This is a genomic window from Achromobacter sp. GW823-FHT04E03 (assembly GCF_058796095.1).
This window is the reverse complement of record NZ_JBXAIJ010000002.1, coordinates 1,069,060-1,079,934: the sequence shown is the minus strand read 5'-3', so window position 1 is coordinate 1,079,934 and position 10,875 is coordinate 1,069,060. Positions and strand designations below refer to the sequence as shown.

Below are 10,875 nucleotides of genomic sequence, written 5' to 3'. Positions count from 1 at the left end.
TCCAGGTGAACCTCATGAAATCTGAAACTTGCATGGAATCCACCCAGGTCATGCGGCCCGGCGTTCTGGTCGGCCGCAGCGCACTGGTCACTGGCGCCGGCTCTGGCATCGGTCGTGGCATCGCCCTGCGTTTGCTGGCGCTGGGCATGGACGTGTTCGGGGTGGGACGGCGCGAAGATCCCTTGGCGGAGACCGCCGGAATGGCAGAAAAACTGACCGGCGACTTCAGCTATGCCTGCGCCAACATCCGCGACACCGCCGCCATCGAGGCGCTGATCGCCGAAGTGGGCGAACGCCAGGGCATCGACCTGCTGGTGAATAATGCCGGCGGCCAATTCTTCGCGCCCGCCGCGCAGATCAGCCGCAAAGGTTGGGATGCGGTGATCGACACCAATCTGAACGCCGTGTTTGTCGTAACCAAGGCAGCTTATCCCTTCCTCAAGGCTCGCCAGGGCACGGTGGTGAACATCTCGCTCTCGGGCGTGGACCGCGGCTCCATGGGAATTGCCCATTCCATCGCCGCACGCGCCGGCGTGCTGGGCCTGACTCGGACCCTGGCCCTGGAATGGGCTGCTGACGACATCGCGCTCAATTGCATCGGCCCCGGAGCGGTGATCACGCCAGGACTGGCCGGCGAGGCAGCGCAGGCCATGCTGGACCGCCTGGTCGCCGCCACGCCCATGGGCCGGGCCACATCGATCGAAGAAGTCGCGGAGCTGGTTGCCTTCCTGGCCACGCCGGCTGGCCACCTCATGACGGGCCAGCTGCTCCAGATCGATGGCGCTGCGCATCTGGGCAGTGGCCTGCACATGATGGACGCGCACTGACGCCATCCGGCGCTGCCGATGCGCAAATGCATCGGCGGCGCCGCCCTTCAAAACTTCGGCGCGCGCTTCTCGATGAACGCGGTGACCGCCTCGCGGTGCTCAGCAGTCTTGTGGGCCAGCGCCTGATAACTGGCCGACAGCTCCAGCAAGGACGCCAGGCTGCTGTGCTGGCCTTCGCGCAGCAGGCGCTTGGTCATGCGCATGACGCCGCCGGGATTGGCGGCGATCTTTGCGGCCAGGGTCCTGGCGGTCGGCAGCAGGTCCGCCGCCGACACCACCCGGCTGACCAGCCCCCACGCCAGCGCGTCCTGCGCGCTGATGGCCTCGCCCGTGTAGGCCATTTCGCTGGCGCGGGCCATGCCCACGGCGCGCGGCAGCAGCCAGGCGCCGCCGTCGCCGGGCACGATGCCCACACGCACGAAGCTCTCGGCGAACGTGGCCGTGTCGGCCGCGATGCGGATGTCGCACATGCAGGCGATGTCCAGTCCCGCCCCGATGGCCGGACCGTTGACGGCGCAGATGACGGGCACGTCCAGGCCATGCAGTGCAAGTGGAATGCGCTGGATGCCCTGCCGGTACTCCTCGCAGATGTGCTCGGGGGTCAGCGCATCGTCGAAAAAGCGGCGCATGTCCTTGACGTTGCCGCCCGAGCTGAAAATGGGCCCGGCGGCGGTCAGGATCAGCACCTTCACGCTGGCGTCCTGGCGGATGTCCGCGCATAGCTGCACGATCTCTTCGACGGCGGTGTTGCCGGTCAGCGCATTGCGTGTCTCCGGCTGGTTCATGGTGGCGACGACGATGCCGTCCTCGCGTTCTATCTGCAGAAAAGCCATGCAAGTTTCTCCTGAGAGCCGGGCTTAGGCCGGGACGTCGGTAATCGTACGCACCAGGTCCAGCGTCGGCCCTGCATGCGCGAGCAGCGCCTCGCCCGCCACGTCATGCCAGTAGGCTTCGCTGCCTGCGGTCTGACGCCAGGCATGCAGGCGCCGCGTGTAGAGTTGCAAATCGTATTCTTCCGTAAAGCCGATCGCGCCATGCACGGCGTGCGCCAGCTCGGACACCACCAGCGCCGCCTCGCTGCAGCGCGCCTTGGCGACCGCCACCCGCAGCCGGTCCGGCGCCACGCCGTCGGCATGGCAGCCAAGCTGCGCCGCCATGCGTGCGGCGCAGACATGCTCGCTCATGACGGCCAGCTGATGCTGGATGGCCTGGAACTTGCCGATGGGCCGGCCGAACTGCTGGCGCTCATTGGCGTATTGCAGGGTGCGCTCCAGCACGCTGCCCAGCGCGCCCGCCATCTGCGGCGCGACCACGCAGGCCTGCATGGTGCGGACGTCGGTAGCCGCGTCCATCGGCGCCAACGGCGCAGCCGCGACCTGGGCCGGGGTCCAGCTCAGGGCGGCGTCCAATGCCAGCGCCTGCGGCTCCCTATGCGCCTGCGCGGCGTCCAGCAGGCGCCAGGCATCGCCCGTCTGCACAAGCACGCTGTCAGCCACCGCGCCGCCGCGCACCAGCGCGCAATGCCAGGCGCCATCCGCCTGTTGCACGCCGCGTGCCAATGCAATGCTGCCAGCAGGCCGCTGCGCCGCCGGCAGCAGCGCGCGCGCGATCATGGTCTCGCCCAGCAACAAGGGCAGCGCATGAGCGCCGCATTGCTCCAGCACGCCGAACACCTGCTCCAGGCTCAGCCCGGAACCGCCCTCTTCCTCGCCGACCAGCGCGTCGGCCAGGCCGGTGTCCTCCAGCTGTTGCCAGAGCCTGCCGGCGGCGTCGCCGCCCGCTTCGATATCGCGCACCGCCTGCGGCGTGCAATGGTCCGCCAGCACCTGGCGCGCGGCATCGGCGTAAAGATCGTTATCGCTCATGTCATGCTCCTTCAGCGCAGGCCCAGGCCGCGCGCGATCATGCCGCGCAGAATCTCGCGGGTGCCGCCCCGCAGGGAAAACGAGGGCGAGGCCTCCGTCACGTACTTCAAGGTCATCAGCAGTTCCACCGGAATGTCCTCGGCCTCGCGCGAGTACAGGTCTTCCGCAATCCAGGCCGGAATCATCTGTTCCAGCGTGGTGCCCAGCTCCTTGACCAGCGCCGCCTCCACGATGGGGCTGGCGCCGCGCGTCAGCTTCTCCTGCACCGACACCGACATGGCCCGCAACGGCGTCAGCTGGCCGAGCACCTTGCCGGCCAGTCGCCGGGACGAGGGCGTGCGATTGGCGGGCAGGCGCGCATAGTCCAGCCATTGATCGAACAGCACGATGCTGGAATACAGCCGTTCCGGGCCGCTGCGCTCGAACGCCAGTTCGGCCGTGACCTGCTCCCAGCCCTGCCCTTCGTCGCCCACCAGCGCATCGGCGTCCAACTGCACGTTATCGAAGAACACTTCGCAGAAGTGGCTGTCTCCCGACAGGTCCTCGATCGGCCGCACCGTCACGCCGGGCAGGGACAGGTCGACGATCACCTGCGACAGGCCCTTGTGGCGATCCTCCGGCCCGCCCGAGGTGCGCACCAGCGCAATCATGTACTGGCAGTGATGGGCGTTGGTGGTCCAGATCTTCTGGCCGTTGAGCAGCCAGCCGCGGTCGTTCGGCGCCGCGCGCGTGCGCACGCTGGCCAGGTCCGACCCCGAGTTGGGCTCGCTCATGCCTATGCAGAAGAAAGACTCGCCGCGGCAGATCCGGGGAACATGAAAGCGTTTCTGCGCTTCCGTGCCGTACTTGAGGATGAGCGGCGCACTCTGCCGGTCCGCGATCCAGTGCGACCCGACCGGCGCACCGGCATTGAGGAATTCCTCTACCAGCACATAGCGCGCAAAGGCGCTGCGCCCGCCGCCGCCATACTCGCGCGGCAGGGTCAGGCCGATCCAGCCGCGCTCGCCCACGCGCCGGCTGAACGCGGTGTCGTAGCCGCCCCAGGAACGCGCCCGGATATGCGCCGGCATGTCGCGCACCGCTTCTTGCAGGAAGGCGCGGACGGCGGGGCGCAGGGCCTCGTCTTCGGGAGGAATGCGCGTCAGCGGCAACGCCAGTGAATTCAGACTGCTCATCCCAGGACTCCATTGATTCGATGTGTATGCAGGGTCTCCGCACTCAAGCCCAGCAGGCGGGCCAGGACTGCGTCGGTATGCTGGCCTAGTTGCGGCGGCGCGTGGCGGTAGCTCACCGGCGTGTCCGACAGGCGGATGGGGCTGGCGACCAGCGGCACTTCGCCCGCCTTCGGGTGCTGCATGCTCATGCGCAGGCCGCGCGCCTGGACCTGCGGATCCTCGAATACGTCCGCGACGGTGTTGATGGGTCCGCAAGGCACGCCGTGCTGCTCCAGCAGCGCGACCCAGTCGCGCGTGCTGCGGGTGACGGTGATGGCGCGCAAGCCATCGATCAGTTCCTCACGATGGGCAATCCGCGCCGCATTGCGCGCAAAGCGCTCGTCCTCGGCCCATTGCGGCCGTTCTATGGCGACGCACAGCCGGGCGAATTGCCCATCGTTGCCGACGGCCAGGATCATATGCCCGTCGGCGGTCGGAAAATCCTGATACGGCAGCGTATTCGGATGCGCGTTGCCCATGCGGCGCGGCGCCTGCTGGCCGTACAGATAGTTCATCGCCTGATTGCCCAGGCAGGCGACGCCTACGTCAAGCAAGGCCAGATCAATATGCTGGCCGCGCCCGGTGTGCGCACGCGCCTGCAGCGCTGCCAGGATGGCGGTACTGGCATACAGTCCCGTCAGGATGTCGGTCAACGCCACGCCCACTTTCATGGGACCGCCGCCGGGCATGCCGTCGGGATGCCCCGTGATGCTCATCAAGCCGCCCATGCCCTGGATCAAAAAGTCGTAGCCGGCGCGATGCGCATACGGACCGTCCTGGCCGAAGCCGGTGACCGAGCAATACACCAGCCTGGGATTCAGCTCGCTCAGCGACGCATAGTCCAGCCCGTATTGCGCAAGGCCCCCGGTCTTGAAGTTCTCGATCAGCACATCGCATTGCCGCGCCAGCTGCCGCACCAGTTCCTGCCCCTCGGGCTTGGTGAAATCGATGCTGACCGACTGCTTGTTGCGGTTGGCGCACATGTAATAAGCGGACTCGCCCGTGGGCTGCCCCGCCGGATCGGTCACGTAGGGCGGCCCCCAGGCGCGCGTATCGTCGCCCGTGCCCGGCCGCTCCACCTTGATCACTTCAGCGCCCAGGTCGCCCAGCGTCTGGGCGGCCCAGGGGCCGGCCAGCACGCGCGACAGATCGAGCACCTTCACATTCTGCAGGGCTTGCGACGTCATGCTCGCCTCTTCCTTCATTGTTGGGGAACGTTCGCCTTCTTGACGATGCGCTGCCACAGCGCGATTTCCTTCTGCTGGAATTCGTGCATCTGCGCAGGACCGCCCGTCATCGGCGTGGCGCCCAGGCGTTCATAGAAGGCGCGGGTTTCGGGCATCTTGGAGATGCGCGTGAACAGCTCGGCCAGGCGCTCGGTCTGTTCGGCCGGCGTCTTGGCGCTGACCATCGCGCCCACCCAGGTATAGGCTTCGAATCCGGGCAGGCCGGCCTCGGTCGCCGTCGGCACATCGGGTGAAGTCCCGACACGCTGGTCCGACGCCACCGCCACCACCTTCACGCGGCCGTCCTTGGCCAGCTCCTGCACCGCTGTCACCTCGGCGAACGTGTAGTCCACCGTACCGCCGGCCACAGCCATGATGGCATCGCCGGCGCCCTTGAACGGCACATGTACCGTCTTCAGACCGGCGCTGTCGTTCAGCAACTCCCCCATCAATTGGTAGCCGGCAGAGCCCGCGCCGAAATTCACCTTGCCGGGATTGGCCTGGGCGTAGGCGATCAGATCCTTCAGGGTGCCGTACGGCGCCTGCGGACTGACTGCCAGCATGGCGGGTGAGCGCATCATCATGGTCAGCGGCGCGAAATCCTTGACGGGATCGTAGGGCAGCGCCTTGAACAGCGCCGCATTGACCGCCAGCGTCGAATTGCTGCCGATGAACACCGTGTAGCCATCCGCCGGCGCCGACAACACGTTCTTCACCGCGATGAAACCATTGGCGCCCGGCTTGTTCTCCACTACTACCGGCTGACCGGTAAGTTCCTGCAGCTGGCGGGCGAAATAGCGGGCCGAGGTATCGGTGCCGCTGCCTGGGCCGAACGGCACCACGAACTTGATCGGGCGGGAGGGGAAGGTCTCGGCGTGCGCGACGGCCTGATGGCCGGCGGCGCCAAGCAAGGCCACGGCCAACATGGCCGTCAGCATCTTTCTGCGGTGTTGCATGGAAGTCTCCTTTGCGTGGATGGCCGGCCGCTCTAGGCGGCGGTCCTGGCCATATGGTCCAGCGGATGACTTTAGGCGCGCTTGATGTGGCTGTCTAATATTAAGAATTTGAGATTTGATATCGAATGAATATCAGGAACCATCGATTTCCACCCGCCATCAAATAAGCCCGCTGATCAATGCGCCGCCACGCCCAGCTCCTTGATCAGCCCCGGCACGACCGAATACTCCTCCCGATACTCCTTCAGGAACTCCTCCGGCGTATTGCCCACGGCGTCGAAGCCGATGTTCTCCAGATACTTGCCGAACTCCGGATCCCGCACCACTTGCTGAGCCGCCGCCGCAAGCTTCTGCACCACGTCCGCAGGCATGCCGGCGGGGCCGCTCAAGCCGACCCAGGCCTTGTTCTTGAATATGAAGGCGTCGTATCCCGCTTCGGCGAAGGTCTGGACCCCAGGCAGCAGCGCCGAGCGCCTGTCGCCGATAACGGCGATGGCCTTGACCTTGCCGTCCGCGATCATGGGCGCCGCAATGCTGGTTGATGTGAAGGTAAATGCCAACTGCCCGCCCAGCAGGTCGGTCATCGCCGGCGGCGATCCCTTGTAGGGGACTTCGATGAACTTCACCGAAGACTGCGTGGCCAGGCTCTCCATGATCAGTTGCGGGTACGAGCCCGGACCGTACGACCCATAGGCCAGAGGAACCTGCGCCGCCCGGGCCTCCTTGACCGCCCCGGCCAGGTCGCCGGCCGGCATCGACTTGTTTGCGATGAGCACGGGACCTGACGCGGCTATCTTGCTGATCAACGTGAAGTCGCGCTGCGGGTCATAAGGCACCTTCATGGTCACGACCGAAGAGATGAGCGCGTCGCCCACGCTCAGCATCAAGGTATAGCCGTCGGGCTTGGCCCGCGCGACCTCGGTGGCGCCGATGGTGCTGCCGGCGCCGGGCTTGTTTTCTATCACGACGGGCGCGCCGAGCCGCGCGGACATGAGTTCGCCCAGCTTGCGTCCGATGGCGTCGATAGGCGCGCCCGCCGGCGAGGGAACGATCCAGCGGATGGGCCGGTTCGGATAATCGGTTTGCGCCATGGCGGCGACGCTGGCAAGCGCCATGACGCCAGCCAGCCCGAATGCCAGTGTTTTTTTGATGGCAGCCATGTTGTCTCCTTCTTGCAGGATCAGGAACTAGTTGTGCGCGTCCAGGAACTCAAGCACCACGCGGTTGAATTCGTCCGGCGTTTCGAAATAAGGAGAATGGCCCGAATCTTCAAAGGTGTATTTGCGGCTGCCCGGCAGCAGCTTCGCGACCAGATGGTGGCTTTCCGGGGTCAGGAAATCGTCGTGGCTGCCGCCGGTCATCAAGGTCGGCACGCGGTAGCCCTCGAACTCGGCGGGATGGATCTTGACGTCGTCGGCCTGCATGGTCAGCGCCAGGAAGCCCTTGGGATTGAGCGCTTTGATGCAGCCGTACAGGTGCAGCATCTCGGGCCGGGCTTCGACATTCTTGCGGTTCCAGCCGATACTCTTGCTACGCAGATCGTGGCGACCGTCATCGAAGGTCTTGCCGGCCTTGCGCAGAATTTCCCAGGTCTCGGGCGAATAGGCCGGCGTCGGCGAGCCGCTGATGAAGAGCGTCTGGACGCGCTCCGGATGCTTCACGGCCAGCGGCAATCCTGCCCATGCGCCCAGCGACTGGCACACGAGATTTACTTTTCCTATGCCTTCCTGTTCCAGTATGGCCAGCACATCGGCGGGGTAGTGGCGCGGATGGTTGCGTTCCGGCACGCAGGGAGATTTCTTGAAGCCCCTCAAGTCCATCACGATGACCTTGTACTTCCTGGCGAAGAAAGGCACCTGCTGATACCAGCATATGGTGTTGCCGCCGCCGCCATGGATGAACAGGACGGGCGCGCCGTCGCCATAGGTTTCGTAGTAGATGCGGGTGTCGTCGGACGCGGTTGCGTATGGCACGGATGGCTCCTTGGAGGGCGCGGTTGATCTAATATTTGCGTGTTGATTTTGTTCGATCCTCTGCGGAAAGACCGCGCTCCAAACAGACATCATGGGTGCCGCTCCAGACAACTACCCTCTGCATGTGGAACTGCTGCAGCCCGCCGGCAGGTTGAACGGCCCCATCCATGCCGCGATCGATACCTTCCGCACCGCCAACGGCATTGCCCGCAGCCGCAGCGGGCAAGCGAGCGGCCATGTGGTGACGTGGCGCTGCGTGGGCGCAGCCCTTTCGGCGGAAACGGACTCGGCGTCCGAACATCTGAGCTTCATGCCGCCGGGCGCGCCGGATTCGGCAATGGAGCGCGCCATCTTTGTGCCGCCCCTGGAAACGGTCTCGGTGCCGCAACTGCGCGCCAGCGTGGCAAACAACGACGCCGTGCTGCACGAAATCCGCAGCGCCGTGGCGGACAGGCGCTACGTCTGCGCGGTGGGCACCGGCGTCTGGCTGGTTGCGGCAGCAGGCGTACTGGACAAGATGCGGACGCCGGTGCAATGGGCGTACCAGTCGGGCTTCGCGCGGACCCATCCGGACCTGACCATCGCCAACGATCCGATTGTCTGGGCCAGCGAGCGCATCCTGCTTGCCGGGACGCCTTCATTGGCCTATGACTGCGTGCTCGATCTGATGGACCGCACGGGCATCGCTGGACTGGCCGGCGCATCGCGCGACAAGCTCGTCTTCGATCCCGCGCGGCAGATCATCGCGTCGACGCTGCCCATAGAGAAGGTCAGCGGTCTCACACGCGACAGCCCGCTGTACAGGGCCGTCCAGTGGTTGCTGGCACATGCCCAGGAAGCGATAACGATAGGCGACGCCGCACAGCATGCGGCCGTCAGCGAAAGAACCTTGGCACGCCTTTTCCGGACGCACTTGGCGATCACACCGCATGAATTCCTCACCGATATACGGATGAGAAAGAGCCAGATGTGGCTGGAAGTGACGCTGCGCTCCGTGGAGGACATAGCCAATGACTGCGGCTATCTGGACGTGGCGGCCTTCCGTCGCGCCTTCAAGCGGAAGTTCGGCGTAACGCCGGCGGATTACCGGCGCGAGTACACGCAGCGGGGGCCGCGGGCTCGGTGGAAAATGGAGCAGTATGGAAGAGAGGTTTAGAGACTGGCTGCCGAGAACGCCAGGAACATGCGTGGAATACTCAGGGAACTTCGAGCGCGATGGGAATTACTGCAATGGCTAGCCACAAGCTGCGTATGCTGTTCGGCGCAGCAGCTTCGATCATCTTTGCCTGGTATTGCTTCCACGGATTGTCGTGGCTTGCACGCGGTGTCGGAATCATTCCGATCGCGCACTACGATCCGCCGGTAGACCAGTGGATTCTAATCGGCGACCCGATACTTCAAAGCTGGCACAAGGTCCGCGTATCCGAAGACTTTACGCTTGCTGGCATCGCTCTCATTTTCCTGACCCTGGTGCTGTCCTATTACGTGGCACGCGCGGCCTATCACCTCAGTTTCACGAAGGTCTTTACCCGCCACGATTGTTGGTTTGTCGCGGGATGGTTGATCGGCGCGCCATTGATGGCCGCGCTGGGGCACATGTTTGTCCTCCTGGTATTCGAGCAAGCCTGGGCTGATCGATGGCCCACGCTTGCTGGCGCGGCCGTGCTGATCGCTTTTTCCGTGTCAGCAAAACTGTTCGCGGATTTCTGGCAGTGGCTCATGCGCAGGCGCAGGGTTCATCCGATCTGACACGGCCCCGGGCCTTGCAAGCGGCGCCCGTTCCCGGCCCGCCCTGCACTCATCCGCATTCCGTCCTAAAATGCGCGGTTTGCCGAAAGAACCGTCATGGCCATCGCCATGAAGGGCTTTCATCCTTTACGAATGAGTGTGGTGAAGATGAACAAGCCTTTCATTTCGCTGTGCCCGGAAATCACCCGGACGCACGCGCTGACGCTGATGGATTGGTTGGAAGATGAGCGCGTGACCTGCTATCTGAGCGATTCGCGCAATGTCTCCCGTTTCATCGAGCAAGCCATCGATCGGACCCAGCTGCCGATCCTGACCCATCTGTTCAACCAGGGCGGCCGGTTCTTCATGGCCTATGACAGGCATGACGCCCCGGTGGGCTTCGTGCGCCTCGTCAAGACCGGCCCGGATTGCGAGATCGTCCTGGTGATCGGAGACTGCGACAACTGGGGCCGGAACCTGGGCGCCAGCACGATCCGCGAAGGCATGAAGCTGGCCTTCCTCGACATGCGGGCCGAAAAGCTCATCGCCAAGATCCACCCGGACAACGCGCGTTCGCTGAAGACCTTTCTGCGCAGCGGCTTTCTGCTTGAAAACGAAACACCGACGCTGAAGTCGTTTTCCATGACTGCGGGGCGTTATCTACGACTGTTGCGCGAAGGCGCCGTTGTCGACTCCACCGATATCTACATCACTGAAATCGACAAGGCCCGGCTCAAGAGCCTGATAGAACTCGAGCAGGGTCCGACTATTGTCGAGCTCGAGCACGAGCTGGAGCGCGCCATCGTCGTCAAGCCGCAGCAAGTGGCGCGGGACGTGGTCACGATGAACTCCCGTGCCTTGCTGCAGCTGGACGACGAAGAGATGGAAGTGGCCCTGGTCTACCCTGAAGACGCCGACAGCAGCGCAGGAAAGCTCTCTGTCTGTTCCGATGTCGGGGCCGCCATCCTGGGCTACCAGGAGGGGGATTCCATCGATTGGCGGATTTCGGACCGGACCCGCCGGATCGGGATCAGGAAAGTGCTTTACCAGCCGGAAGCCGCGGGCGATTTCCATCTCTAGATCGGC

General features: G+C 64.7%; 11 protein-coding genes. 4 read left to right on the top strand and 7 right to left on the bottom strand.

Features of this window, described 5'->3' with window-relative positions:
* Positions 1–14 precede the first annotated feature (14 nt).
* Complete coding sequence (locus AC1RHV_RS16335) at positions 15–827, top strand: SDR family NAD(P)-dependent oxidoreductase (RefSeq protein WP_082400839.1); 813 nt, start codon at positions 15–17, stop codon at positions 825–827.
* 47 nt (positions 828–874) lie between these two features.
* On the opposite strand, the gene AC1RHV_RS16330 is transcribed toward AC1RHV_RS16335, so the two are convergent.
* From AC1RHV_RS16330 to AC1RHV_RS16300, 7 genes are all read right to left on the bottom strand, one after another.
* Positions 875–1,660 carry a crotonase/enoyl-CoA hydratase family protein gene (locus AC1RHV_RS16330; RefSeq protein ID WP_175212686.1) on the bottom strand — a complete coding sequence of 262 codons (786 nt, stop codon included), beginning with the start codon at positions 1,658–1,660 and terminating at the stop codon, positions 875–877.
* A gap of 24 nt (positions 1,661–1,684) precedes the next feature.
* Positions 1,685–2,692, bottom strand: coding sequence for an acyl-CoA dehydrogenase family protein (locus AC1RHV_RS16325; RefSeq protein ID WP_119450435.1), 1,008 nt, complete (start codon positions 2,690–2,692; stop codon positions 1,685–1,687).
* A gap of 11 nt (positions 2,693–2,703) precedes the next feature.
* Complete coding sequence (locus AC1RHV_RS16320) at positions 2,704–3,867, bottom strand: acyl-CoA dehydrogenase family protein (protein WP_175212688.1); 1,164 nt, start codon at positions 3,865–3,867, stop codon at positions 2,704–2,706.
* Positions 3,864–5,111: a CaiB/BaiF CoA transferase family protein gene (locus tag AC1RHV_RS16315; RefSeq protein ID WP_492301348.1), complete on the bottom strand. Its 1,248-nt coding sequence runs from the start codon at positions 5,109–5,111 to the stop codon at positions 3,864–3,866. Before AC1RHV_RS16315 ends, AC1RHV_RS16320 begins: the two co-directional genes overlap by 4 nt.
* Positions 5,108–6,088, bottom strand: a complete 981-nt coding sequence (locus tag AC1RHV_RS16310; protein WP_054452179.1) for a Bug family tripartite tricarboxylate transporter substrate binding protein — start codon at positions 6,086–6,088, stop codon at positions 5,108–5,110. Before AC1RHV_RS16310 ends, AC1RHV_RS16315 begins: the two co-directional genes overlap by 4 nt.
* A 176-nt stretch (positions 6,089–6,264) precedes the next feature.
* Positions 6,265–7,248, bottom strand: a complete 984-nt coding sequence (locus AC1RHV_RS16305; protein WP_125471271.1) for a Bug family tripartite tricarboxylate transporter substrate binding protein — start codon at positions 7,246–7,248, stop codon at positions 6,265–6,267.
* A 27-nt stretch (positions 7,249–7,275) separates the two neighbouring features.
* Positions 7,276–8,061 (bottom strand): alpha/beta fold hydrolase, encoded by a 786-nt coding sequence (locus AC1RHV_RS16300; protein ID WP_492301347.1) that lies wholly within the window; start codon positions 8,059–8,061, stop codon positions 7,276–7,278.
* Positions 8,062–8,152: 91 nt separating this feature from the next.
* Here AC1RHV_RS16300 and AC1RHV_RS16295 point away from each other — a divergent pair, with 91 nt between their 5' ends.
* From AC1RHV_RS16295 to AC1RHV_RS16285, 3 genes are all read left to right on the top strand, one after another.
* Positions 8,153–9,217: a GlxA family transcriptional regulator gene (locus tag AC1RHV_RS16295; RefSeq protein WP_492301346.1), complete on the top strand. Its 1,065-nt coding sequence runs from the start codon at positions 8,153–8,155 to the stop codon at positions 9,215–9,217.
* A 74-nt stretch (positions 9,218–9,291) separates the two neighbouring features.
* Complete coding sequence (locus AC1RHV_RS16290; protein ID WP_125471274.1) at positions 9,292–9,810, top strand: hypothetical protein; 519 nt, start codon at positions 9,292–9,294, stop codon at positions 9,808–9,810.
* Positions 9,811–9,906: 96 nt separating this feature from the next.
* Positions 9,907–10,869, top strand: coding sequence for a bifunctional GNAT family N-acetyltransferase/nucleoside diphosphate kinase regulator (locus tag AC1RHV_RS16285; RefSeq protein ID WP_054452190.1), 963 nt, complete (start codon positions 9,907–9,909; stop codon positions 10,867–10,869).
* The last annotated feature ends 6 nt before the right edge of the window (positions 10,870–10,875 follow it).

Coding starts and splice junctions, on each gene's coding strand:
- AC1RHV_RS16335 (WP_082400839.1), top strand. CDS start 15: ATGAAATCTGAAACTTGCATGGAATCCACCCAGGTCATGCGGCCCGGC.
- AC1RHV_RS16330 (WP_175212686.1), bottom strand. CDS start 1,660: ATGGCTTTTCTGCAGATAGAACGCGAGGACGGCATCGTCGTCGCCACC.
- AC1RHV_RS16325 (WP_119450435.1), bottom strand. CDS start 2,692: ATGAGCGATAACGATCTTTACGCCGATGCCGCGCGCCAGGTGCTGGCG.
- AC1RHV_RS16320 (WP_175212688.1), bottom strand. CDS start 3,867: ATGAGCAGTCTGAATTCACTGGCGTTGCCGCTGACGCGCATTCCTCCC.
- AC1RHV_RS16315 (WP_492301348.1), bottom strand. CDS start 5,111: ATGAAGGAAGAGGCGAGCATGACGTCGCAAGCCCTGCAGAATGTGAAG.
- AC1RHV_RS16310 (WP_054452179.1), bottom strand. CDS start 6,088: ATGCAACACCGCAGAAAGATGCTGACGGCCATGTTGGCCGTGGCCTTG.
- AC1RHV_RS16305 (WP_125471271.1), bottom strand. CDS start 7,248: ATGGCTGCCATCAAAAAAACACTGGCATTCGGGCTGGCTGGCGTCATG.
- AC1RHV_RS16295 (WP_492301346.1), top strand. CDS start 8,153: ATGGGTGCCGCTCCAGACAACTACCCTCTGCATGTGGAACTGCTGCAG.
- AC1RHV_RS16290 (WP_125471274.1), top strand. CDS start 9,292: ATGGCTAGCCACAAGCTGCGTATGCTGTTCGGCGCAGCAGCTTCGATC.
- AC1RHV_RS16285 (WP_054452190.1), top strand. CDS start 9,907: ATGGCCATCGCCATGAAGGGCTTTCATCCTTTACGAATGAGTGTGGTG.